The following is a 24,564-nucleotide window of genomic DNA, read 5'->3' on the forward strand; positions in this document are numbered from 1 at the left end:
TTAAAAAATAAATATACTCATGATTAAAAAATTATCATTGATCTCTTTATTTACTTTGCTGCCTGCTTCATATTATTATGCGCAGACAACTGTGTTTGCGTATCTTAAGGATGCAGACGGTAAACCTGTTGAGCAAGCAAGTGTAGATTTAAAAGGAGCAGGAAATGATGCAAAGGCAGACAAAATCGGATATTTCCAATTTAAAGATTTGATGCCTGGACATTATCAGATTATGGTTACAAAACCCAATTTTGAAACTAAAATTTTTGAATTTGATGTAACCAGTGATGAGAAAAGAAAAGATCTTGGAGTAATTACTCTTTATTCTGTATTGAACGGTGCAGATCAGGGATTGGCTATCGTAGAAGATTCTGGAGAAAGTGATGGCGGTGGTGCTCAGCAAACCGCAACTGTAGGTTTGCTACAGTCTTCTCAGGATGTTTTCAACAGAATTGCAAGTTTCGATTTAGGACCATACTGGTTCCGCCCAAGAGGAATTGATAGCAGAACAGGGGAGAATATGATCAACGGGATTTCTATGGCCGCAGCAGATAATGGAGATGTAGACTTCAGTACCTGGGGAGGATTGAACGAAATTACCCGTTACCCGGAAATTGCAGTGAACCATGCCCCGTCAGAATATGCTTTCGGAGGAACTACCGGAGTATTTTATAAGAATACAAAAGCCAGTGAGTACAGAAAAGGAAGTCAGCTGACGTACTCTCTAACCAACAGAAACTATACCAACAGATTATCCTACAGATTCTCTTCCGGAATGAACAAGAACGGATGGGCATTTACAGGAATGATTGCAAGAAGATGGGCACAGGAAGGGATTCAGGATGGTACCGCTTATGATGCTTACAGTGGATATATTGGTATTGAGAAGAAATTCAGTGACAGTCATACCATGACTTTAAATGCCATTGGTTCTAAATATGCAAGAAGTTCTTCAAGCCCAAGTACTCAGGAAGTATATGACTTCAGAGGAGTTCATTACAACTCTTACTGGGGATGGCAAAACGGAGATAAAAGAAATGAAAGAGTAAAAAGAGGTTTCCAGCCAATGATCCAATTGCAGGATTTCTGGAAAATCAATAAAAACTCTCAGCTATGGACATCTGTTTCTTACCAGTTTGGGAAAGAATACAGTTCGAGATTGGATTGGTACAGAGCGAATAACCCGTCTCCAACCTATTATCGTAATCTACCAAGTTATTGGTTAAATTATACAAATCCGTCTCCGGAGCAGAGTGCCAACATCGGAATTACAAGAGACTGGTGGACGAATGATGATCAGTCTCATACACAGATCAACTGGGATAATCTTTATAATGCCAACAGAAACGTAGAATACAATGCGTTACTTGGCGGAAGAAGAGCAGCGTATTATCTTGTAGATGATGTTAAAGATGATAAAGTATGGAATGTATCTACTCACTATACGTATAACTTCACCGATACTTCCCGTTTTATCTTAAACTTATCGTACCAGAACTACAGATCTGAACAGTACAGAGAAGTAAACGACCTTTTAGGTGCTGATTTTGCCCTGAATATGGATCCTTTTGCATCCAATACCACAGCAGGAAGTGTTTGGGGTAAATTCAATACAAGAGAAAGTGACACCGATGTTGCCAAAAGAGAAGGTGATAAAATCGGGTACAGTTATATTTTCAGAAGACAGGAATTCAAAATAAACCCAGCTTTCAAATTCTCAACAGGAAAATTTGATGTTTTTATTTCCGGATTATTCGGATATACAACAAACAGCAGAGAAGGATTGTTCCAGCATTATCTGTATGAGTCATCTTATGGAAAAGGAGCAGATCAAAACTTCTGGAATGCAGGGGTTAAAGGTCAGGTTACTTATAAAATTAACGGGAGAAACTTCCTGGTTTATAACGGAGCTTACTTTTCACAGTCTCCTTTCTTAAATGATATTTATTTTAATACAAGAGTAAGTGGTGTAACAACTCCTGGTATCAAGAATGTTGTTGTTGATGCCAACGATTTGAGTTATGTTATCTCTACTCCGATTGTTAAACTTAGACTGACAGGTTACCTTGTTAATACTCAAAACGAAACAAGTGTACAACGATATTTCGCACAGGGTGTTAAACTGACAAACCTTACTGAGAGCGGTGATCAGGCTCCAATTCAGGATGGTGCTTTCATTACACAGGTATTAGCCGGAGCCAATAAGAGAAATATGGGTATTGAACTTGGCGCACAGGTGAAGGTAACTCCTACTTTAACTGCCAGTGGATTATTAAGTTTAGGACAATACACGTATACCAATAATCCTACTGTTTATTTTGCATCTGATGCGGTTGGAACATTCAGAGAGCTTGACGGAAACGGAAATATCGTGTCAAGATCTTATACCAACATGGGTGAAGCAACACTTAAAAACTACAAACAAGGTGGTACTCCTCAGGAGGCATATACGCTAGGCCTTCGTTACAGCAGTCCTAAATACTGGTGGCTGGGAGCAACATGGAACTACTTCGGGCATTCATTCCTGGATCCGTCTCCAGTAACCAGAACAGACAGATTCTATACCAATCCTGGCACACCGGGAGTTCCTTATGACCAGGTAAATGATGAAGAGCTTGCAAGAGTTCTTACGCCTACAAAGCTTCCTTCAGCATTTTTCTTCAATGTAAACGCAGGGAAGTCCTGGATGATTGGTAAATATTATGTATTGGTGTCTGCATCTGTCAATAACATCCTTAATAACAGAAATTATATTACTGGAGGATTTGAGCAGACCAGAAACGTTAACTATATTGATTATTCGAAAGATTATGACAGTGGAAACATGGTTTTCGCACCAAAATATTGGTATAATCAAGGGCGATCTTATTTTGTTAACCTTCAATTCAGATTCTAAAAAACTAAAATTAAAAATCGAAAACAATGAAAAATATATATTTTAAAGCGGCGATCTTTAGTGCTATTTCAATACTGTCATTCTCGTCTTGTGTAAAAACTGATGATTATGAATTACCGGAAATTAAATGTACTAACAAATTTGCAGCAGCTAATCACCCGTTAACTGATCTTGCTACTATTGCAAAAGCAAAACCAACGGAAGCGGATATCATTAAAGAAGATTACATCGTTGAAGCCTATGTTTCTTCAAGTGATGAATCAGGAAATATCTATAAAATGATGTTCCTTCAGGATAAGCCTGAAAACCCGACACAAGGGATTGAAATTGACATCGATGGTGGAAATCAGTATCTTGATTATCCTACCGGATCTTTAGTAAGAATTAACCTGAAAGGATTGATTGTTCAAGGTATTAACGGGAACATTAAAGTAGGTTCTTTTGATCCTAACTATCCTATCGGTAGAATCAATCCTAATAAAGTTTCAAATTATATTGCAAGAGTTTGTGACGGACAAAAGGCTGTAGTAACTGCAATAAAGCCATTAGAGTTTAATTCTATCGCTGATGCTCTTAAAAATGGTGCTCACATCAATCAGCTTGTAAAAATTAAAAATGTTCAGTTCGAAGAGCCTGAATTGACAAAAACTTTTGCTGATGAATCAGGAACAGGGGATCGTTATATTACTGATAAAAAAGCTGGTAGATTAGATCTTCGTTTCAGTAACTATGCAACTTTTGCGAAATCTCCGATCTCTCCTAAATATGCAAAAAGTGGTGAAATCGTCCTGCTTTTGAGCCGTTTTACAAGCTCAAGTAACGCAACGGTTTTCACGGATCAGGCGTATATCAGAAATCTTGATGATATAAACTTCCCGAATGACAGATTCAATCCAGGTGAACCAGATGCTCCTTCTGCTTCTGCTGTAAACCTTTTCGCAGGATCAGACTTTGAAAACTGGACAACTTTCTTATCAAGTGTAAATACTTTCGGTCTTAAGCCTTACGCTACACAAGGTGTGGGTCTGGGATACAATGGTACAAATTCACTTCAGATCAAAGGAACTCCTACAGCTAATGATTATGTATTTACCTCTGTGGCTACTACGGGAATCCCAGCTGTACCAAAAAGAATTACAATGTATATCAAAGGTACTGCAACAGGAAAAACTCTTTCTTTCAACGTATACAAAGCAGGTGGAGGTTTCTATGTGTTTAACTTAGGTACATTCTCTACGGGGGCTACTTTAGGAGTAGAAAGTGCTAACTCGTACACAGGATCTATCAATACAAGCGGACAGTGGAGATTAGTAGAGCTTACCCTTACAGGTATTACGGATATTAACACTACAGCCGGAAAAGATATGTTTGCGATCAAAACTGGAAATGGAGGAATCTATGATGTTCAGATTGATAACATTAAAATTGAGTAAGACATTAGGATACAATATATTCTAATACATTTTATAAAAATCGGGCGGCTTCTCAAGCTGTCCGATTTTATTTTAATTTTAATAGTGATATTAAATCAATTAAGAATTTAATACTTTTATCTCTAAAAACAGAAACCATATTCAAAAATGGAATATTTCATTTACGCATTAAATCATACTTACACTGATGAAACCCATACAAATACCAAATTTCTGGGCTTTTCAAATTGCCTTGAGGATTTGGAGAAGTTAAAAGCAAAAGCCGTTCTTATGGCTGGATTCAGAGATTATCCCGATTGTTTTGTTACAGATTGCTATATTATAGATAAAATACATTGGAATGATGGGTTTGAGGAGGTAATTGGTGAAATAGGACGTGACTATATTGAAAAAGGTGATGAAATAGATGAGAACTGTATTTCAGTCAAAGAATTAGGTTTAAATGCTGTTTTCAGTGTCAGCCATTCCTATACAATCCATACTTTTTTAGATGATGAAAGATATATCGGAGTATTTTCAACGTTAGAAAAGGTGGAGAAAGCTATTGAAGAACTCAAAAATAAACCAGGTTTTAAAGATCATCAAGATGATTTTATTATCTGTGAACTGGATCTTGCAACCCTTTTATGGAGTAGCGGATTTGGTGGCGTTTAAAAAACAAAAACCACCGCATCAGCAGTGGTTTTTTTATTTCCTTTTATTTAACTGTAATTGTTGGATCCCAGTAAAAGTAACCGAACAGAATCTGTTTGTTACTGTCATTCGGATCTAAAATATAAAGTCCAAACTGTACATAGAAATTCTCTTTTCCTGTAGCTTTCACTTTAGAGTCGATACTGGCAAAAGTAATATCAGCAGCAGCGGCAGGAAGACCATTTTGAGAATTCAAATTAGGTACTGCAGCTTGTCTTCTTTCAACAGAATTGTATATAAAGCTGTTAAAAACCTGATCTCCGGACCAGTACTTAATATTGTAGATGATAACAGCATCGTCAGAATTCTGATAGATTGAAGTTCCTCTGAAGGAAACTGTATCTCCGGCTCTTGCGCTGAAATTCAGATCGGCAGAACCTTGTCCGGAAATTGCGTTGGCATTGGAAACAATCATATGCTGGCTGTTATGATCAATTCCTGTAGGATTATTAGGGTCTTTACTTGGGTTTGGATAAGTAGCTCTTACATAATCCGTGTCTATTACAATCAGGACATCTATTTCCTGACTGGATGATTTTTGTTGTACATCGTCCATGATATTTCGTTTTTAGTTTGGTGTTTTCTTACTCATGTGGCTTTTCAGATTTCGCCCCGTTATTTATGTGATTCCGGCTTCACCTTGGTGGTTGTAATTACAATACAAATGTACATTGCTGAAAATGAAAATATTAGAGTAAAAATGCTGAAATTTCAGATTAGGTATTTGTACTTAATTAATCTCTTTTTAGTGATTTTTTAAAACTCAAAAAAAATACCCTGAAAAGTTCAACTTCTCAGGGTACCCATTTTATAATGGTTAAATCTAATTCACGTTTAAAACGAAACCTCGTTCACTTCTTTTCCTCTTTGGAAGTTCATTGTTTTCTGGCTGCCTTTATAGGCAATGTTCACCAGATTGATCTGCTTAGGAAAAGCGCTCAAAAGGATCGTATTTTTAATCTTTAAGGTGTTGATATCCGAAACGCCTCCGGTTTCAAAATACACCCATACAGTTTCTCCGCTGACCTGACTTCCTGTGAAGGTAATCGTTTTAGGAGCTCCATTGACAAATACATCAAAATTATTGTTCACATATTTTTTTACCTCTGCTTCAAATCCTGCCGTATTTGGGTTGATTTTAATCGCATCAGAGATATGGCTTGTATTCATTTTTGTGGTAAACTTCAATGTCTTGCTTCCATCAATATAGTCCACTTTGGTCATTGAAGAGAAAAAGTCTACATACATAAAACTCATTAACACAAAAAATGTTAAAATTCCTGATATATATAAAAGTTTTTTCATCTTAATTAATAGATTTACAATCATACTTGTTCGTTATAAGTCACAAATAATATGCCAATTAAAAATTTACATTCACAGAATATTTATCATAAAAGGCTTTTATATGTGCTACAGCCTCATCAGCAGTGTCTACCACACGATAAAGATCAAGATCATCTTCAGCAATCATCCCTTCTTTTAACAGGGTTGCTTTAAACCAATCCAGTAATCCTCCCCAAAATTCACTTCCTACCAAAACGATTGGAAATTTTCCAATTTTGTTGGTCTGAATCAGGGTCATTGCTTCAGTCAGCTCATCCAGTGTTCCGAAACCTCCAGGCATTACTACGAAACCTTGAGAGTATTTTACAAACATTACCTTTCTCACGAAAAAGTAATCAAAATTCATGGAATAGGATTTATTAATATAAGGATTAAAGTGCTGTTCAAAAGGAAGATCAATATTTAGTCCGATAGACTTTCCTTTCGCATTGAAAGCTCCTTTATTTCCTGCCTCCATGATCCCCGGGCCGCCTCCGGTAATAATTCCGAAACCTAGTTTGGTGATCTTTTCAGCAATGTCTACAGCCATTTCATAATATTTGTTCTCCGGCTTCAGTCGGGCAGACCCAAATATAGAAACACAAGGACCAATTTTAGCCAGTTTTTCATAGCCGTCAACAAATTCAGCCATGACCTTGAATACCATCCAGCTGTCTTTGGTGATTGTTTCGTCCCAGGTTTTTTGTCTGAAACTGTTGTGCAGTTTTGTTTCGTTAATGTCAAGTTCTGGATTTACTAAACTTTCATCCCTAGTTCCATCAATTTCCATTGTAAAATTTATTTAAAATGTTTCTCGGCCTCTATTACGGAAGACGGTCTTCCAACATCAATAAGAATACTGTCATGTACAAAACCGTGTATATGTTCGGTCTGCATTAGGTCAAGATATTCTTCCATAACAGAAAATTTGCCTGTTCTTTTTATTTTTTTAAAGATGACAGGATTGATACAATGAATTCCACTGAAAGCAAGAGCCTTAAAACCTTTATTGAATTCTGCCAGCCTCTGTTCTCCGGTTTGTACATTCAGCCAGCCTCTCAAAACCATATCATCATTGAAAAGGAGTTTTCTCGAACTTTCTCTGTCCGAAACCGCTAAAGTAGCAAAATCTTTTATCTTTTTGTGGTATTCTACCAATGCATTGATGTTCAGATCGGTTAGAATATCAGCATTCATGATTAAAAAATCTTCTCCATGATCTAGAAATTTTCTTGCAAAAATCAAGCCGCCACCTGTTTCCAGAAGTTCATTGGTTTCATCAGAGATTTCAATCTTGCATCCGAAATTATTGTTTTTATTTAAAAAGTCAACAATCTGATCTCCAAAATGATGAATATTAATCACAAAATCAGTGATTCCATAGCTTTTCAGGTATCTGATATTTCTTTCCAGAAGCGGAACTTCATTTACTTTTGCCAAAGCTTTCGGATGGTGATCTGTAAACGGTTTAAGTCTGGTGCCTTTTCCAGCTGCGAAGATTAGAGCTTTCATTTTTTATAATTGATAAATGATAATGGATGAATGATAAAGCCTTACAATTAATAAATGACAATTAAATCATTTATCAATCATGGCTTATCATTTATTTATTCAGTTGGGGTTGTTCGTCATGATGAAGGGTTACCTGAGTTCCTTCAGGATATTTTTCTTTGATAAATTCGGCAATTTTTATAGCAGAATATACCGATCTGTGCTGCCCGCCTGTACACCCGAAATTGATCTGCAGGTGTTCAAAACCTCTTGCAAGATAGTCGTCGATATTGATGGAAACAAGAGATTTTATCAGTTCTAAAAACCTGGGCATTTCTGTTTTCGTTTCCAGATATTCCTGAACTCCAATGTCATTTCCGGTCTGGATTTTATATTCTTCAATTCTTCCGGGATTTAAAATTCCACGGCAGTCAAAAGCGAAACCTCCGCCATTTCCTGAATTGTCTTTAGGAATTCCTCCTTTCTTGTAAGAAAAACTGTGTATCTCGATGTGTAGCATATTTTTTATCTTTTTTAAACCATTAAGGCTTATTTAGTTTTTAAGGTAAGTTAAGATTTTGATAAATCAAAATTTAGTCAGGAAGCTCTTTGAAGAATTCATTAATAAAGGGTTTCATTGACTTTGTAATATTGTTAGTGAAAAAATTAATAAGAAGACCTTGTGGCTTTTTAAGAACTTTCATGTAAGTGAGTAATTGTGCTTCATGGATTGGTAATACGTCTTCCACAGCTTTTAACTCTATAATAATTACATCATTTACTAGGAGATCTACAACAAGTTTTGTTTCGATTTCTATCCCGTCATAATTGATGGGAAAATATAATTGTTGTTTAACATCGTACCCATTTTTAACAAGCTCAATTTTCAAACACTCTTCATAAACACTTTCAAGTAGGCCAGGACCAAGTGTCTTATGGACTTTGATAGCAAAGCCAGTAATTTCATATGACAGTTGAGTAATTTCTTTTTTGGTCATAACCTTAATGTTCTTAATGGCTTAAAGCATTCTTAATGGTTTAAATTTATAATTTCTTCAATTTTTTGTTTCGCTTTCTCTGATGTCAGTTGCTGAATTACTTTTTGCAGTTCCGGATAATTGTTCATCTGTTCCCATGAGTCTGCAAATTGGGTAATATTCTGTATCCCTTTTTCAAGGCTGGCCATGAAATGTTGCTTTCTCTGAATCAATCCTCTGAAGCCGTAGGCTCCTAAAACCTGTAAAAATCTCATCATTTGAATAGGCATCACTGCATTTTTTAGCTGGATTCTTGTTTCAGGATCTTCGAACTGTTGAATGTAAAATTCCAGCATTTCCTGTTTGAAATCTTCTGGAAAATTAGCTTTAGCCTGAAAAAGAAAAGAGATCACATCATACATTAACGGGCCTTTCATTGCCGACTGGTAATCGATGAAAGAGACTTGATTCTTTTCATTTACCATGATATTTCTTGCCTGAAAATCGCGGATCATAATTCCTTTAGGCTCAAGATTCTCAATGAGAACTGCAATTCTTTTGAATTCTTTCAGAAGAGCAGATTTACTGTATTCAAGCTCCAGGAAATCGGCCACAAAGTTTTTAAAATAATAAAGATCATGAATCACTGGAAGTTCATCATAACTTTCATATTCAAAGGTTTTTGAAAAATCAATTTTTCCCTGGGTCTCTACCTGCATTTTGAAAAGCTTTCCTAAAGTCTGCTGAACCAAGGACCTTACTGAAGAAACAGTTTTTTCTTTTGCAATGATCTCAGAAAGTGTATGTTGTCCCAGGAATTCCTGGATGTACATTTTTCTGTCATCAGAAACGGCAAGAATGGATGGGGTATTAAGTTTCAGGCCTGAGAATACTTCGGAATAATAAAGAAAACTTTCATTTTCCGGGATATTTTCATTGTACGTGATGATGTATTTTTCAGTACCGGCAGTGGCCAGAAAATTTACCCTCGCAGAGCCGCTTTGAGCTAATGTGACGAATTCGGAAGATTTTTTACCTAAATGGTTTTCAAAAAATCGTTTTGCGTTTTCAGAAGTCATAATATGGAAACAAATATACTAAATTAACATGAGTTGGAAATTATAGTTTAAAGAAGTGATGGATGAAAGCTGAAGAGTATAGGAGTGGAGCTTTAGAATATTGATCTTATTGAATGTTTTTGCGAAAAATTTTAAGTATTATATCCTAAATCCGTTGGGTTTTACTCCTGATTTTTAACTTTCTTTATTCAAATTCAGGATATTACATGCTAATTTTTATCTTTGCAGTATGCTGAAAGACTTTAAACCTGTTTTAGGTATCTTATTGCGTTTTATTATTATCTATCTGGTGTTGCTTATCGCCTATCAGTTCTATCTGAACAGCGGTAAAGATTCCGGGCTGGATTCTTTTTCAAGGATGATTGCCAATCAGGTGACTTCTCTGCAGAACGTTATTGGTTATCCCACGGAGCTTTATGATGATGTAAAGAACGAGCAGGTTTGGTTTTATGTAAAACAAAATTATGTAACGAGAATGGTGGAGGGTTGTAATGCGATTTCTGTCATCATTTTATTTGTGTCTTTTGTTTTTGCTTTTTACAAAGGGGTGAAAACTTTTGTTTTTGTGGGAGTAGGATTAGTATTGTTATATATTATAAACCTTTTGAGGATTGTAGGATTAAATATCGTCATGTCTGATCATAAGGAATATGGAAAGATGTTTCATGATTTTATTTTCCCTGCTATTATTTACGGAAGTGTGGTAGTTCTTTGGTTGATCTGGATTAAATTTTTTGCTTTAAAACATGAAAATTCTTAGTTGGTTTCTGGTTATCGCAGGAGTTTGCGGATTGATAAGTGTAAGAGTTCTTGAGAATGCGGTTTTTTATGACCCGTTTTTAGGCTACTTTCATGAAGCCAATAAAAATATCGAATTCCCTGCATTTGAATGGGGAAGGCTTATTGCCGGACATGTTTTCAGGTTTATTTTAAACCTTCTTTTTTCCTGCCTGATTATCTATGGTTTATTTAAAAATAAGGAATGGACTTTACAGGGAGCGATCATGATACTTGTGGTATTTGTTATTACGCTGCCAATTTATCTGTACTGTATTTATGATAAGTTCGAAATAGGTTATCTCTTTTCTTTTTATATGAGAAGATTTGTGATCCAGCCTTTGATTATCCTGTTGATTGTTCCGATGTTTTATTACAGGAAACAAATGATCAGTAAAGAAACTGAAAATAGATAAGAAAGCGAAAAGTCATGGGTATTTCTTTATTTTTCCAGTTATTCTGTAGTATGTTTATCCACGCTGGTGATATTTTCCGGAGTCCATTCCACCCGTTTAATGAAATCTTTCTCCCGCACAGGACAGTCTTTGATCTGGCATACCGGACATGAAATCGGTTTGCAATCATCCATATGAAAATTGAACTCAATACTGCGCTTCATGTTTTTAGCGAGAAGGATAATTACTTTTTCCATTTCACCATGGGCATCACGCAGATCATAATACCATGGAAGGGTGATATGGGCATCAATATGCAGGGAAGATCCAAATTGTTGAATTTTCATATTGTGCACATCAATCCATTCTATTTGTCGATTCTCTTCAAGGATTCTAATTACCTGATTTAATATTTCAGGATCCTGCTCGTCCATAATACCGCTTAATGATTTTCGGACGATTTTATAGCCTACAAATATGATATAAAGTCCAAAACTTAAGGCCACTACTGAATCGAGCCAATAGATTTTGGTGAAGTAAACAATAATTAAACTGGCAACCACTCCAAGCGTTGTAATGGTGTCAGACTGAAGGTGTTTACCGGATGAAATGAGAACGAGAGAATTTTCTTTTTTTCCTTTTTTTATAGAAATATATCCCAGCAGATAATTAATGACTGCTGTGGCTGCAATAATCCAGATTCCGAGATCAATTTTACTCAGCGTTTTTCCTACGATAAGACTATGAATTCCTTCATAAATAATCATAACGCCGGCTATCGCAATAAGAGCACCTTCAATGCCGGAAGTAACGAATTCTACTTTTCCATGACCGTAAGGGTGGTCTTCGTCTTTAGGTTTGGCGGCAAGATGGAGTGAATAAAGCCCCATAAATGCACTGATGACATTGACAATACTTTCCATAGCATCGGAAAAAACGGCGTCGGAATTGGTGAGTTTCCATGCTATAATTTTTCCGACAAAAAGGATAATTCCAAATGTGGCAATAAGCTTCTGGAATCCTATTTTCTCTTTATGGGTATTTTTCTGGGTATTCATACTGTGTTTGATAAAAAAAAGAATCTCAATTCTGAGACTCTTTTTATTTTGTTAGTTTATACTAAGTTGTTTGCTACAAGGTATTCTGCAATTTGTACAGCGTTTGTTGCTGCTCCTTTCCTCAGATTGTCTGCAACGATCCAGAGGTTGAGCGTTTTGGGCTGCGAAAGATCTCTTCTGATTCTTCCCACAAAGACCTCATCTTTTCCTTCTGAATACAGAGGCATCGGGTAGTGGTTGTTTTTTACATCATCCATTACAATGACTCCCGGAGTTTCAGCTAATATTTTTCTTACTTCATCCAGTTCAAATTCATTTTCGAATTCAATATTTACACTTTCAGAATGTCCTCCTTGAACCGGAACTCTTACAGCTGTTGCTGTCAGGTTGAAGGTATCATCACCTAAAATTTTCTTAGGTTCCTTCATCAGTTTGATCTCTTCTTTGGTGTAATCATCTTCTGCAAATACATCACAGTGTGGTAACGCATTTTTGAAAATCTGATAAGGATAGACTTTTTCAGTAGAATCATCTCCATTGATTTCACCGTTTAACTGATCTACAGCAGCTTTACCTGTACCTGTTACAGACTGGTAAGTAGAAACAATTACTCTTTTTAAATCATATTTTTTGTTCAACGGTCCAAGAACCATTACCAATTGAATGGTAGAACAATTCGGATTTGCAATGATTTTATCTTCTTTTGTTAGGACATCAGCATTGATTTCCGGAACCACTAATTTTTTATCAGGATCCATTCTCCATGCAGAAGAATTGTCAATGACTGTTGTTCCGGCTTCTGCAAATAAAGGAGCGAATTCAAGGGAAGTAGAACCTCCAGCAGAGAAGATGGCAATATCCGGTTTGGCAGCTATAGCGTCCTTCATGCTTACAATCGTAAATTCCTTCTGTTTATACTTCACCTTCTTGCCTACAGATCTTTCGGATGCTACCGGGATTAATTCTGTTACAGGGAAGTTTCTCTCCTCCAAAACTTTAAGCATAACTTGTCCAACCATTCCTGTTGAACCTACTACAGCTACTTTCATTGATTTAATTAAAAATTTAAGATTAAACTATTTATAAATTATAACACATATAATTTCTTTATCTGTTTTAAGCTCCAAAGACTCTTGTCCAAGGGAACGCGAATGCAAATAAACCTACTGCGATCAATCCCATAATCACTACTCCTAAAGAAATAGTATCATTGGATTTTACTTTTTTGTTGACAATCGTCATCAAAACTGCTGCAATAAGCATAGAGAATGGATGTTCAACATATTGAAATCTCAATGCTGCATTTTTCATTACTTCTCCCATGTTTAAACCTTTGCTAAAAGTTGTGATCAACATAATGATTCCCAATAAAAACTGAACGTGGAAGAAAATCATCGTGAAAAGAGTGGTCTTCTTCAAAAATTTGTTCACTTTTCCACTGAAACCAAACATGGTAGCTAAAAGTGCAATGATAAATAATGTTACCAAAAGAATTTCAAGATACCCGAAACCTTTGTGGGCATTAAGTAAAATGTTGTAAAAATCCATAATCCTATTTTTTTGTACACAAAGATAACAAAAATCCCGGCTCAAAGCCGGGATTGATATTTATAAAATCTAATATTGTGATATTATTAGAAGTTGAATGATAAGGTTGCTGCCCAAGTAGTTCCGAAACCGAAATAAGCACGGTTACCTGTTGCAATACCATTGTACATTCTACCAGCTTCTTCATAAGTTTTTCCTTTGTCAGGATCATTGTTTGCTGTAATTTTATCTGTTCCGAAGATACTTGTTGCAGAATCAGAAATATAAATTTTATCAAACAAGTTATAAACGTTAGCTCCGATTGTGAAGTACTGAGCTTCGTTTTGTAATCTGATTTTGTAAGAGAAACCTACATCAAATAAGTTGAAATCAGGTAATTTCAATACTCCTCTGTCTTGAGCTGCAATATTGGTAAATGTTCCAGCGTCAATTGTAGAATAAAGTTTACCTACATATCTCCATGTTCCGAAGATGTTAAGATCTTTTACCGGTTTTACAGTAAGTCCTAATGATGCAGTCATCTGAGGGATACTGTTGTTACTTGAACCACCTACTTTTACTTTATCTAAGTATAATTCGTTTCCTGCTGATCCAGCTAAAGTAACAGGGTTGTTGTTGTCATCAAAAGAAGCTACACTAGCATTTCCTTTGTAATAGTAATCTCCCCAAGAGAACATCCCTTGAATTTCTAAGAAACGGTTTGGTTTGTAAACTCCATCGAATTCTACTCCCTGGTGAATTTCAGTAATACCATTGATCTCAGAATAACCTGTAGTCGTTGTACCGTCTACTAAATTGAAAGTCTGACCTGTTTTTCTTAACCATCTGTCTTTCCACTGTGTTCTGTATACGTTAACATTTGCAGTGAATTTTGCAGATCTGAACCCATAACCAACTTCCGCAGAAGAAATCTTCTCGTTCGTTAGATAAGGATTAATAAGCTGCTGGTTACTTGGGTAAACAGTATTAAGGAATGGTTGTTTGCTGTAATAACCTAAGTTAGCAAAAACGTTATGTTGCTCATTAATGTTATAGTTAGCACCCCCTTTAATATTATATCCGAAAATATTTTTGAATCCTGTTTTCGTGTTGACGGTTTGACCTCTTAATGTGCTTCCGTCTACTACGTAGTTATCAATTCTCTGATACCCTTGGTTAGATACGGAACCTTGTAAGAATGCAGATAATTTATCTTTGGTATATTCTACCTGTGCAAATCCACTGTACCAAATAACTTCACCATCGTTGCTGTATCCTATCTGATCTTCAGCTGGAGCTAATTTTCCTCCGAAAGGATTCCAAGAAAGTTTTTTATAGTCATAAAGTGCATTTACGATTCTAGGTGCTGTGATGTTTTTGTTAGCTGCATCTTTGTATCCTTTAGCTCCGTAAAGATCTGTAAGCACCTGATAGTGGTAACCGTAGTAGTATCTGTCGTCTGTACCGATTGAGAAATTCCAGTTATCGTTAACTTTGTGTTGGAAGTTAGCCAAGATACCATACCAGTTGTGAGAGTTGATATTTGATCTACGAACTAAAGTACTTCCTGCACCTGCAGTATTTAAGTTAACGGCTGCGTTAGCTGCAAAAATAGCATCATAGTTGAAGTGACCTGCTGCATCATAGAAATCGGTCATCCCTTTTCCTCCTACTTTACCTAAGTCTCCAGTTCCACCACCTCTACCGTTAGACATGTATGCAACTGTACTTAACTTTGACTTTTCGCTCATCGTCCAGTCCCAGTTTAACATCATTACCGGCTTAGAATAGTAGTTTGCTCTGTTTGCTAAAGCAACTTTGTTTCCATTTGCATCAGTATAATATCCAAAATCTGAATTATATCTTCTATTAGGAGTTCCGTCATGATCTGGATTATAGTTGATATAATTTTGGATTGTTGGAGCAAAAGTTCTTTGATCGTGCCACTGAGGAGCAGAAGTGATTGAGAACTGTAAGTTATGTTTTTTATTGATCTCATAACCTAATGCAAAGAAATATGCATAAGATTCGTAATCCGTATTTTCAATATAAGTACCACCAGCTTGTCTGCTCATTAAGAATGATGCAGAAATACCATCCTTAGATTTTCCAGTATTATAGGCAAAAGATGTTTTTAAATAGTCATTGTTACCAACTCCTAATCTAATAACTCCTCCTCTTTTCATGTCTGCAGACTTGGTGATGAAGTTCATTGTACCTCCAACAGAAGCAATTGCTAATTTAGAAGAACCTAATCCCCTTTGAACCTGTAATGTACTTGTTACATCAGATAATCCAGTCCAGTTTGAGAAATAAACACTACCGCCCTCCATATCGTTTACAGGCATACCGTTTACCATTACTGCAATGTTTCTAGACTCAAATCCACGCATTACAATTTGAGAATCTCCGAAACCACCACCTCCTTTTGTAGCATATACGGAAGGTGTTGTGTTTAGTATTTCGACAAGTTCTTGGTTTCCTTGTCTTTCTAAAATCTGAGCAGCCTTAATAGTAGATACTGCAACAGGTGTCTTTCTATCTTTAGCGATATCCGTAACACCTCTTAAGATTACCTCCTCAATATCTTTGGACTTCTGTACCGTGTCCTGAACTTGTTGAGCGTAATAAACACTAGCTGTAGATAATGTAATAACCGCAGTTAGTATCGATTTGTTGATTAATTTCATAATCGTTAGTAATAATTAGATTTAATTTTCTGCAAAATTCGCAAAATAAAATTTAACTATTATTAACTCAATGTTAATTTTTAATCAGTCTTAATAATCTTAAAGTGTTAAAAATCAATATTATGGCTAAAAATTGAATTTTTGTATGAAAAAAGTCATGTTATTGAATTTTTAACAAAGTGGGGGTGTTTTTGTTAAAAATTCAACGCTATTTCACTGCTTTGAGACTCAGATCTATATTATCAGCAGAGTGTGTAAGGGCTCCTACAGAGATGAATGTTACGCCTGTTGACGCAATTTCCTTGAGCATATCCCGGGTAATTCCTCCGGAAGCTTCAGACTCACAAGCGCCATTGATCATTTTTACAGCCTGCTTCATTGTTTTTACATCCATATTATCAAGCATGATTCTGTCCACCTTTGCATTAATTGCTTCCTGAACTTCTTCAAGATTTCTGGTTTCGACCTCTATTTTTAACTTTTTCTTGTTCTTTTTGACATAATCTTTTGCCATTGCTACAGCATTGGTAATACTTCCGTTGTAGTCAATATGATTATCTTTCAGCATGATCATGTCATAAAGACCATATCTGTGATTGGTTCCGCCGCCAATAGCTACAGCCCATTTTTCACACATTCTGAAGTTAGGGGTCGTTTTTCTTGTATCTAAAAGTTTAGTTTTTGTACCCACTAATCGGGAATCCCATTCATGAGTAAGGGTTGCGATACCGCTCATTCTTTGCATGCAGTTAAGAACAAATCTCTCCGTGGAAAGAATAGATCTTGCGCTTCCTGTTACAATAAGAGCTATATCCCCGAATTTACAAGGGGTTCCATCTTTAATGAAAATTTCAACTTTTAAATTCTTGTCAAATGTTTTAAAAATGATTTCAGCCAGTTCAACACCTGCAAGAATGCAATCCTGTTTTACTAAAAGCTTCGCACTTTGTACAAGATCCTGCGGAATAGTAGACAGGGTAGAGTGATCTCCATCCTGAATATCTTCTTCAAGTGCACTTTTTATGAATGTCTTTAACGCTTTATCTGTTACGTATGCTGGTCTTTTCATTGTGTGATTCTTTTAGACTAAATCTTTATTATAAAATGCTCCTTTATTTTCAGTCATTTCCATAGATTGGGTAATGATGAGGTGTGCAACGGTTGTTAAGTTTCTTAATTCTGATAATTGTGGAGAAAGAATAGAGTAGTGGTAGATTTCATCCACCGCTGCGGCAATTTCCTGATGTTTTTGTAATGCCATATTCAGACGTCTGTTACTTCTTACAATACCTACCAGATCACTCATCATTTCCTGAAGCTGTTTTCTCAGATAGCTGACAATTACCATTTCGTCCATGATTTTCATTCCTTCTTCATTCCATTCCGGAACGGCTTTAAGATCATCAAAGTTGAAACTGTTTTCATTCAGAAGTTCTACTGTTTTCATGGCGGCATTGTGTCCGAAAACCAAACCTTCAAGCAGTGAGTTGGAAGCAAGTCTGTTGGCACCGTGAAGTCCTGAATTGGTACATTCTCCTACTGCAAAAAGATTTCTGATGGAAGATTGTCCGTCTCTGTCTACTTCAATTCCTCCCATTAAGTAGTGGCAGGCAGGTACAACAGGAATCAATTGAGTGAAAGGATCAATTCCTTCGTCTTTACATTTTTTATAAATATTCGGGAAATGTTCTAAGAATTTTTCATGGTTCATTTCCTTGCAATCTAAACCGACAAATTCGTCTCCTGTAATTTTCATTTCGGCATCGATGGCTCTTGCTACAATATCTCTTGATGCCAGTTCCTCACGTTCATCATATTTATGCATGAACTTTTCGCCTCTTTTGGTTCTTAATTTAGCGCCGTCTCCGCGAACAGCTTCTGAAATTAAAAATAACATTCCATCCATTTTGCTATATAAAGCCGTTGGGTGGAACTGATAATACTGCATATTGGATACCTTTCCTTTGGCACGGGCTACGAAAGCAATTCCGTCTCCGGTAGCAATAGTAGGATTAGTCGTATTCTTATAAACGTGTCCGGCTCCACCAGTGGCAGCCAGTGTTATTTTAGACGTTATTTTTTTGATTGTTTTGGATTTCTCATCCAGAATATAAGCACCATAGCAGTGGATGTCTCCTTCGTTAAGTTCTTTTCCGGGAACATGGTGCTGTGTAATAATATCAATCACATAATGATGATCAAGAATTTCGATATTCGGGCTGTTATTAGCCGTTTGCAATAAAGCTCTTTCAATTTCAAAACCTGTGATATCTTTATGATGGACAATTCTGTTTTCGGTATGACCTCCTTCTCTTCCTAAAGCGAATTTACCATTCTTCATATCGAACTGTGCTCCCCATTCTACAATTTCATTGAATCTTGCGGGAGCTTCTCTTACCACCATTTCTACGACATCGCGTTTGTTTTCTCCGTCCCCGGCACGCATCGTATCGTCAATATGTTTTTGGAAATTATCATTTTGAAAATCTGTAACAACAGCCAGACCGCCTTGAGCGTATTTTGTGTTGCTTTCGTCTTCATCAGATTTTGTTACAATAATGATTTTGGCATCAGGGAGCTGTTCAGAAACTTTAATGGCATAGGAAAGTCCGGAAATGCCGGAACCGATTACTAATACATCCGCTTTTATCATATGCTGGCTTTAGGTACAATCGTTTAAAATATTAAATAAATTTAAACAATTTTTCGTTTGGTTTTCTTACTTTTTTCATGTGTTGGAAATGATCTTCTTCAGAACGGTAGCCTAAAGCGAGGGTAACGGTTACTTTTTCTGTTTCAGGATTGATATTCAGAATTTCTTCTATAAGATCCTGACGGAAGCCTTCCATAGGACAAGAGTCTATACTTTCAATAGCAGCGGCATACATAAGATTGGCCAATACTATATAAGACTGTTTTTCCGCCCAGTTGAAAATTTCATCGTGTGTTTTCTGGTTAATATGCTGATTAATGCTATTTCTGAAAGGATCCAGTTTTTCCATAGGAGTATCCCTTACTTCAGAGATATGATTAAAATAACCCCGGATATAGTTCTCTTCAATAATTTTCTTTGAAATAATGACAATAAGATGAGAACAGGTGGAAATCTGAGATGGATTATAGAAAGCCGGAATTAATTTCTGCTTCATCTCCTCACTCTCAACAATCACAATTTTATAGGGCTGAAGTCCCAGAGAACTGGCAGACAGCTTTCCTGACTCAAGAATGTTGTGAAGGGCTTCCTGAGGAATAATCTGATGGTTGAATTTTTTTACAGAATATCTTCTGCTTAAAGCTTCCAAATAATTCATAGCACAAATTTAAGAATTGAATATGAATAAAGAGTCTTTAAAATGAAATATCTCCTCCCTGTAAATGCAAAAAATCACCCCGACTGGCAGGGTGATTCTTTTGATGTGGCGGAAAGTGTAATTATTCTCTGTTTTTTACAACAATCCAGCCTGAGAATTTTATCGGAGTACTGTTTTTATTATTTTCATTCCATGAAACAGAATACCAGTAGTTTCCTGTAGGAACTTTTTTGCTTCCATTGGTAGTTCCTGCCCATTTGTAGCCGTTGGTTTTATCTGCCTGGAACATTTTATAACCATATCTGTCGAAGATCGCTATTTCCAGATTTTGTTTATTGGCCAGTGCTGAATAATCAACGAAATCATTGATTCCATCCTCATTAGGGGTAATGATATTGATCAGATTAGGAACGGTGATATTCACTTCAACAGGGATGCAGTTGTAACCGTCTCTTACATATACTTTAGCCTCTCCTCTGGCGATATTGGTAAACACATTGGAATCCTGCCAGTTAATATTATCCATAGAATACTGATAAGGAGGAGTTCCGCCGTTGGCATATACGGTCACTGTGCTTCCTGAAATATCTACAGTGGTAACCACTGGATTATCGGAAGGATATACCGTCACTTTTTGTGTTGCGATACAATCTCCGGTTTTTAGTTTTACCCAGTACGTTCCTACTCCTACATTCTTGATAGATTGTGTAGTAGCTCCTGTGCTCCATTCATAGCTTTTGAATCCTGCTCCGGCATCTAATGTTGTGGTGTTTTCAATACAAATAGTTACATCATGTAAAGTTCTTGAGAAAACAGGAGGGATTACGGTTAATGTAACTTTAGCAATAGAATAACATCCGTTTGCCCCGAATACTTTAATATAAATAACTCCATTAGGTGCAATGTATGCTGCCGGAGTAGAGATGGCGTTAGTCCCGCTGATCGCATCAGTCAATGATGGATAATATTCTTTGGTAACTCCGCCCTGAGAAACTATAGCTCCTGTAAGATTAAAGGATGCCATAGAAGGGTTGGCTTCTATAAAGCAGGATTTTATTTCAACGTCATTGACAACCACAACAGGGTAAATATTCAATGTAATTTTTGCAGTACTTACACAACCTTGAGGTGTGGTTACTTTTACATATATAGTTGCTGCTGCTGATGCATAGGCAGAAGGGTTTGTAATCTGGTTTGTTCCATTATTCAGATCAAATAAAGTAGGGTAGAATTCTTTGGTAACTCCGGCAACAGTTGTTACAGCCGCAGTATTAAGATCAAAAGTCGCTGTTCCGGCATTGTTGTTATTACATCCGGAAAGACTGGCATCTGTTGCAGCAAATGGAGTAGGATTAAGCTGAATAACTCCGTCACCATTATCACAAAGCGTAGAGGTAGGATCTTTTACAACCACTTTAATAGTAGTGTTTCCTGAATACTGGAAAGCTGAAGGATTGGCAATAGGGGTAGAACTTCCCAATACATAATAAGTGAAAATATAATTTCCAGGATTATTTACAAATTGAGAATTGTAAGAAGTAAGGTCTACCACACCGTTTCCTGTAGCAGGATTGGTACATACGAACGGAGTTAGAGTATTACTTAAAATGGGTACTTTATCTACAAATACTTTAACGTCTTTAATGGAATGTCTTGCGCTGGCTCCTCCGGTAGCTGCAGAAAAACCAAAATATCCCTGTGACATTCCTACCGCCCCTCCGGATGGAGCAAAAGACTGATCTACGATAAGAACACCGTTTATTCTTACTTTGATGATCCAGTTTGTTGGGTTGGTAAGGTCTGTTTCTCCGTTTACTTCAACGTGTCTGTAGGTATCTCCCACAAATGGTTGGGTAGCAATAAGATCCGGAGAGTGGAATGTGCTTCCAGGAGTGGTATTGTATTCAATATTGTTACCTGCTGTATTGTTGGTTCCGTAAAGAATGTGAACTTTACTCATCTGGCCTTCAGTGGTATTGTTGAAGATATCAAAACCAACCATAAGACCGGAAGCATTGGCCGGAATACCCAGTCCACCTCCTGATACAAATCCTGTTGGTGGATTAGCAAGATACCAGAAGGTAAAACCATCTCCTTTTCCAAACTGCGTGGTTCCGTTTCCGTCAATTCTGAAATCGAATTCTACTTTCCATTTATCACAATAGCTTAACGTAATTGGGGTTGATAATTTTACAGCGCCGTATCTGCTGGTCTGATCGGTTGTAAGCCGTACAAAGTCTCCACTTACTATGGCATCAGAGACAAGATCCCAGCCTGTTGTATTTACTGGGTTTCCGGTAAGCTGATAGGTTTGTGAAAATAATCTTCCCGGCAAGCATAATAAGATAGTCAGTGCAAAAATGAGTATATCTTTTTTCATAGTGGATGGATTGTGATGTTATATTTATTCTTAGATATAAAATTGTTTTTTGAATGTTTGTATAGATCATAAAAAGCAATATCCGGTCTCAGATTCTGATGAGGCAGATCCTGCTCTTAATACCGAAACTACCCCAAATGAGGTAGTTTCTGATAGTAAAATTTATTCTCTGTTTTTAACCAATACCCAGCCTGAGTATTTAGTTTCAGTATTGTCTTTATTGTTTTCGTTCCATGAAATGGTGTACCAATACGTTCCTGTAAGAACTTTTTTACCGGAAGCTGTTCCGTCCCAGGTAAAGTTTCTCATTTTTCCGGCTTCGTATAATTTGTTGCCATATCTGTCGTAGACGATGAATACAAGATTTTTCTTGTAAGCAAGTGCTGAATAGTCAATGAAATCATTTACATTGTCGCCATTTGGAGTGATCGCATTAACAAGGTTGGGTACTGTAATCTGAACTTCAACAGGGGTACAGTTGTAAAAATCCTTTACATAAACTCTTACTTCTCCTCTTGCTAAGCCTGTAAATATATTGCTGGGCTGCCAATTAACTCCATCCAGTGAATATTGGTATGGAGGAGTTCCGCCTGCTACATTCACTGTTATCGTGTTGTTGTCGATATCAATGCTGGAAATTACAGGATTTGCAGATGCTTTTACATTGACAATCTGCGTAGTGATACAGTTGCCTGTTTTAAGTCTTACCCAATAAGTGCCTACTCCTACATCTTTAATGGAAGAGGTTGTTGCTCCGGTGCTCCATTCATAACCATCGAATCCGGGACCTGCATCCAAATCTGTTTTTTCACCAATACAAATGGTTTTGTCTTTCAGAACAGAAGATGGTACAGGTGGTAATACAATAAGGTTGATTTTAGCAATATTAAAACATCCGTTGGTATCAGTTACTTTTGCGTATACGACAGTGTTTGTAGATAAATACTGAAGAGGATTCATGATCTCATTGATTCCGTCTAAAGCATTGGTTATTGACGTATAATATTTCTTTGCGGCACCCGCTCCTAAAGTAGTAACATCTGCTGTTGTTAAATTAAAGATGGCGCTCGTGATATTATTTTCAATGAAACATGATCTCAAGGTCGCTTCTTTCACTGGAGTATCAGGATAGAATGCAAGTGTAATTTTTGCTGAACCCGTACATCCCTGAGGAGTGGTTACTTTTACGTAAACGACACCGGGAGCCGATAAGTAATTATCAGGATTTTGAATCTCATTAACATCAGCATTGAGGTCCGCTAAAGTTTTATAATATTTTTTTGTGGCCCCGAGAACATTTGTGACAGCTGCAGTATTCAGATTGAAAGCGGCTGTTCCTACCTTGTTATTGTTACAAACGGTAATTGTTTTGTCTTCTGCTTTGAAAGGGGCGAGAACCAATAAAATTTTACCATCCGGGTTATCACAGAGCAATCCTGCATTATCTTTAATAACCACCGTAACCGTTGTGTTGGCATTGAACTGATAACTGGTGGGGTTAGCAATAGGTGTTGAGCTTCCCAGCGGGTAATAGGTAAAGGTATAATTTGATGTATTGTTGACAAATTGTGAATTGAAAGAGGTCAGGTTTACAGACCCAAATCCCGTTGTGGGATTAGGACAAAACGATTGTGTTGCTGAGTTCTGTAAAATAGGAACTTTATCCGTATAAATTTTTACATTTTTAATAGAATGTCTTGATCTTGCCCCTCCTGTAGAAGCGGAAAAACCAAAATATCCTACAGTCATTGCGGCAGCGGTGCCTGAAGGAGCAAAAGGCTGATTACAAATTACATTTCCATCTATTGTGATCTTGATAATCCAGCCGGTAGGAGAAGCGGGATCTACCTGCGCTGTAACTTCAACATGTTTAAAAGTTGTTCCCTGAAAAGGCTGCGTAGTATTCAAGTCCGGTGAGTGAAAAGAACTTCCGGGAACATTGAAGAATTCTACGTTATTGTTATCAGTTGTGTTTTGAACCTGTCCATAAGCAACATGAACCTTACTCATGGTAGCAGTAGTGGTATTGTTATAAGTGTCAAGTCCTACGATAAGCCCTACAGCATTTTGAGATACTCCAAGACCGGAACCTAATACACTGGCAACGGGTGGGTTGGCAAGATACCAGAAGGCAATTCCATCCCCGTTAGAAGTTTGGTTGGAGTCCATTCTGAAATCAAATTCCACTCTCCATTTGTCGCAATATTTTAAATTAATAGGGTCATTCAGCCTGATGGAGCCGGACTGGTTGTTGGTATCCGGAGTAAGCTGAATAAAATCTGTGTTTACCTGAGTAGGTGAAACCATCGTCCATCCGGTAGTGTTCACCGGGTTTCCAACAAGCTGATAAGTCTGGGCAAAGGACTTCCCGGCTATACAGAGTAAAAAAACAGATAAATACAATAATAGATTTTTATTCATGTAGATGGGACTTTTATTAAGGTGTAAAGATATTAAATCCCAACTAAACAATATGTATTTAATGTTAATTTTGTTAAAAAATTTAATTATTTTTTAATAAATCTTGTTTC

At 36.7% G+C, this 24,564-nt stretch carries 21 protein-coding genes; 5 read left to right on the forward strand and 16 right to left on the reverse strand.

The genetic code is table 11. The features are described from left to right. The first annotated feature begins 19 nt into the window (after positions 1-19). From CQ022_RS15305 to CQ022_RS15315, 3 genes are all read left to right on the forward strand, one after another. Positions 20-2,896, forward strand: coding sequence for a carboxypeptidase-like regulatory domain-containing protein (locus tag CQ022_RS15305; RefSeq protein ID WP_105683195.1), 2,877 nt, complete (start codon positions 20-22; stop codon positions 2,894-2,896). A 26-nt stretch (positions 2,897-2,922) separates the two neighbouring features. Continuing rightward, complete coding sequence (locus CQ022_RS15310; RefSeq protein WP_105683196.1) at positions 2,923-4,329, forward strand: DUF5689 domain-containing protein; 1,407 nt, start codon at positions 2,923-2,925, stop codon at positions 4,327-4,329. Between the two features lie 147 nt (positions 4,330-4,476). Then, complete coding sequence (locus CQ022_RS15315; protein ID WP_105683197.1) at positions 4,477-4,983, forward strand: hypothetical protein; 507 nt, start codon at positions 4,477-4,479, stop codon at positions 4,981-4,983. Positions 4,984-5,026: 43 nt separating this feature from the next. Here the strand turns inward: CQ022_RS15315 and CQ022_RS15320 are convergent, their stop codons facing one another. The 7 genes from CQ022_RS15320 to CQ022_RS15350 form a co-directional block, all read right to left on the reverse strand. Further along, positions 5,027-5,578, reverse strand: coding sequence for an inclusion body family protein (locus CQ022_RS15320; protein WP_079240110.1), 552 nt, complete (start codon positions 5,576-5,578; stop codon positions 5,027-5,029). A 278-nt stretch (positions 5,579-5,856) separates the two neighbouring features. Then, complete coding sequence (locus CQ022_RS15325; protein WP_228377469.1) at positions 5,857-6,327, reverse strand: DUF6702 family protein; 471 nt, start codon at positions 6,325-6,327, stop codon at positions 5,857-5,859. 58 nt (positions 6,328-6,385) lie between these two features. Then, a complete protein-coding gene (locus CQ022_RS15330; protein WP_051934163.1) occupies positions 6,386-7,138 on the reverse strand; it encodes a TIGR00730 family Rossman fold protein in 753 nt (250 codons plus the stop codon). A gap of 8 nt (positions 7,139-7,146) precedes the next feature. Continuing rightward, entirely contained in the window at positions 7,147-7,860 is a 714-nt protein-coding gene (locus CQ022_RS15335) for an NDP-sugar synthase (protein WP_105683198.1), read from the reverse strand. Between the two features lie 91 nt (positions 7,861-7,951). After that, the gene (locus CQ022_RS15340) at positions 7,952-8,359 is read right to left on the reverse strand and encodes an RNase adapter RapZ (RefSeq protein ID WP_105683199.1); all 408 of its coding nucleotides are present in this window, start codon (positions 8,357-8,359) and stop codon (positions 7,952-7,954) included. Positions 8,360-8,432: 73 nt separating this feature from the next. Beyond that, the gene (locus CQ022_RS15345; RefSeq protein ID WP_105683200.1) at positions 8,433-8,837 is read right to left on the reverse strand and encodes a GxxExxY protein; all 405 of its coding nucleotides are present in this window, start codon (positions 8,835-8,837) and stop codon (positions 8,433-8,435) included. A gap of 32 nt (positions 8,838-8,869) precedes the next feature. Then, the gene (locus CQ022_RS15350; RefSeq protein ID WP_105683201.1) at positions 8,870-9,895 is read right to left on the reverse strand and encodes an aminoglycoside phosphotransferase family protein; all 1,026 of its coding nucleotides are present in this window, start codon (positions 9,893-9,895) and stop codon (positions 8,870-8,872) included. 229 nt (positions 9,896-10,124) lie between these two features. Between CQ022_RS15350 and xrtF the strand changes: the two genes are divergently transcribed. Then, on the forward strand, positions 10,125-10,655 hold the full coding sequence (xrtF, locus tag CQ022_RS15355; RefSeq protein WP_105683202.1) for an exosortase family protein XrtF: 531 nt from the start codon (positions 10,125-10,127) through the stop codon (positions 10,653-10,655). After that, positions 10,642-11,088, forward strand: coding sequence for an exosortase F system-associated membrane protein (locus CQ022_RS15360; protein WP_105683203.1), 447 nt, complete (start codon positions 10,642-10,644; stop codon positions 11,086-11,088). Before xrtF ends, CQ022_RS15360 begins: the two co-directional genes overlap by 14 nt. Before the next feature lie 38 nt (positions 11,089-11,126). On the opposite strand, the gene CQ022_RS15365 is transcribed toward CQ022_RS15360, so the two are convergent. The 9 genes from CQ022_RS15365 to CQ022_RS15405 form a co-directional block, all read right to left on the reverse strand. Then, entirely contained in the window at positions 11,127-12,125 is a 999-nt protein-coding gene (locus tag CQ022_RS15365; RefSeq protein ID WP_105683204.1) for a cation diffusion facilitator family transporter, read from the reverse strand. A gap of 56 nt (positions 12,126-12,181) precedes the next feature. Continuing rightward, positions 12,182-13,174: an aspartate-semialdehyde dehydrogenase gene (locus tag CQ022_RS15370; RefSeq protein WP_105683205.1), complete on the reverse strand. Its 993-nt coding sequence runs from the start codon at positions 13,172-13,174 to the stop codon at positions 12,182-12,184. A 67-nt stretch (positions 13,175-13,241) separates the two neighbouring features. Further along, positions 13,242-13,673: a hypothetical protein gene (locus tag CQ022_RS15375; protein ID WP_089692819.1), complete on the reverse strand. Its 432-nt coding sequence runs from the start codon at positions 13,671-13,673 to the stop codon at positions 13,242-13,244. A gap of 86 nt (positions 13,674-13,759) precedes the next feature. Beyond that, positions 13,760-16,342, reverse strand: coding sequence for a TonB-dependent receptor (locus CQ022_RS15380; protein WP_105683206.1), 2,583 nt, complete (start codon positions 16,340-16,342; stop codon positions 13,760-13,762). 208 nt (positions 16,343-16,550) lie between these two features. Further along, positions 16,551-17,411, reverse strand: a complete 861-nt coding sequence (gene nadC, locus CQ022_RS15385; RefSeq protein WP_105683207.1) for a carboxylating nicotinate-nucleotide diphosphorylase — start codon at positions 17,409-17,411, stop codon at positions 16,551-16,553. Between the two features lie 12 nt (positions 17,412-17,423). Then, positions 17,424-18,995, reverse strand: coding sequence for an L-aspartate oxidase (gene nadB, locus CQ022_RS15390; RefSeq protein WP_105683208.1), 1,572 nt, complete (start codon positions 18,993-18,995; stop codon positions 17,424-17,426). Positions 18,996-19,026: 31 nt separating this feature from the next. Beyond that, positions 19,027-19,653: an NAD(P)H-dependent oxidoreductase gene (locus CQ022_RS15395; RefSeq protein WP_105683209.1), complete on the reverse strand. Its 627-nt coding sequence runs from the start codon at positions 19,651-19,653 to the stop codon at positions 19,027-19,029. A 121-nt stretch (positions 19,654-19,774) separates the two neighbouring features. Further along, on the reverse strand, positions 19,775-22,033 hold the full coding sequence (locus tag CQ022_RS15400; protein ID WP_105683210.1) for a gliding motility-associated C-terminal domain-containing protein: 2,259 nt from the start codon (positions 22,031-22,033) through the stop codon (positions 19,775-19,777). A gap of 162 nt (positions 22,034-22,195) precedes the next feature. Further along, the gene (locus CQ022_RS15405; RefSeq protein WP_105683211.1) at positions 22,196-24,454 is read right to left on the reverse strand and encodes a lectin-like domain-containing protein; all 2,259 of its coding nucleotides are present in this window, start codon (positions 24,452-24,454) and stop codon (positions 22,196-22,198) included. Between the last annotated feature and the right edge of the window lie 110 nt (positions 24,455-24,564).

It is taken from the genome of Chryseobacterium culicis (assembly GCF_002979755.1).
Lineage (GTDB): Bacteria > Bacteroidota > Bacteroidia > Flavobacteriales > Weeksellaceae > Chryseobacterium > Chryseobacterium culicis_A.

Bases quoted from the DNA above. Each gene is read 5' to 3' on its own strand.
- CQ022_RS15350 (WP_105683201.1), bottom strand. From the start codon at position 9,895: ATGACTTCTGAAAACGCAAAACGATTTTTTGAAAACCATTTAGGTAAA.
- CQ022_RS15395 (WP_105683209.1), bottom strand. From the start codon at position 19,653: ATGAATTATTTGGAAGCTTTAAGCAGAAGATATTCTGTAAAAAAATTC.
- nadC (WP_105683207.1), bottom strand. From the start codon at position 17,411: ATGAAAAGACCAGCATACGTAACAGATAAAGCGTTAAAGACATTCATA.
- CQ022_RS15370 (WP_105683205.1), bottom strand. From the start codon at position 13,174: ATGAAAGTAGCTGTAGTAGGTTCAACAGGAATGGTTGGACAAGTTATG.
- xrtF (WP_105683202.1), top strand. From the start codon at position 10,125: ATGCTGAAAGACTTTAAACCTGTTTTAGGTATCTTATTGCGTTTTATT.
- CQ022_RS15330 (WP_051934163.1), bottom strand. From the start codon at position 7,138: ATGGAAATTGATGGAACTAGGGATGAAAGTTTAGTAAATCCAGAACTT.
- CQ022_RS15305 (WP_105683195.1), top strand. From the start codon at position 20: ATGATTAAAAAATTATCATTGATCTCTTTATTTACTTTGCTGCCTGCT.
- CQ022_RS15400 (WP_105683210.1), bottom strand. From the start codon at position 22,033: ATGAAAAAAGATATACTCATTTTTGCACTGACTATCTTATTATGCTTG.
- CQ022_RS15315 (WP_105683197.1), top strand. From the start codon at position 4,477: ATGGAATATTTCATTTACGCATTAAATCATACTTACACTGATGAAACC.
- nadB (WP_105683208.1), bottom strand. From the start codon at position 18,995: ATGATAAAAGCGGATGTATTAGTAATCGGTTCCGGCATTTCCGGACTT.
- CQ022_RS15405 (WP_105683211.1), bottom strand. From the start codon at position 24,454: ATGAATAAAAATCTATTATTGTATTTATCTGTTTTTTTACTCTGTATA.
- CQ022_RS15360 (WP_105683203.1), top strand. From the start codon at position 10,642: ATGAAAATTCTTAGTTGGTTTCTGGTTATCGCAGGAGTTTGCGGATTG.
- CQ022_RS15335 (WP_105683198.1), bottom strand. From the start codon at position 7,860: ATGAAAGCTCTAATCTTCGCAGCTGGAAAAGGCACCAGACTTAAACCG.
- CQ022_RS15365 (WP_105683204.1), bottom strand. From the start codon at position 12,125: ATGAATACCCAGAAAAATACCCATAAAGAGAAAATAGGATTCCAGAAG.
- CQ022_RS15320 (WP_079240110.1), bottom strand. From the start codon at position 5,578: ATGGACGATGTACAACAAAAATCATCCAGTCAGGAAATAGATGTCCTG.
- CQ022_RS15325 (WP_228377469.1), bottom strand. From the start codon at position 6,327: ATGAAAAAACTTTTATATATATCAGGAATTTTAACATTTTTTGTGTTA.
- CQ022_RS15375 (WP_089692819.1), bottom strand. From the start codon at position 13,673: ATGGATTTTTACAACATTTTACTTAATGCCCACAAAGGTTTCGGGTAT.
- CQ022_RS15345 (WP_105683200.1), bottom strand. From the start codon at position 8,837: ATGACCAAAAAAGAAATTACTCAACTGTCATATGAAATTACTGGCTTT.
- CQ022_RS15340 (WP_105683199.1), bottom strand. From the start codon at position 8,359: ATGCTACACATCGAGATACACAGTTTTTCTTACAAGAAAGGAGGAATT.
- CQ022_RS15380 (WP_105683206.1), bottom strand. From the start codon at position 16,342: ATGAAATTAATCAACAAATCGATACTAACTGCGGTTATTACATTATCT.
- CQ022_RS15310 (WP_105683196.1), top strand. From the start codon at position 2,923: ATGAAAAATATATATTTTAAAGCGGCGATCTTTAGTGCTATTTCAATA.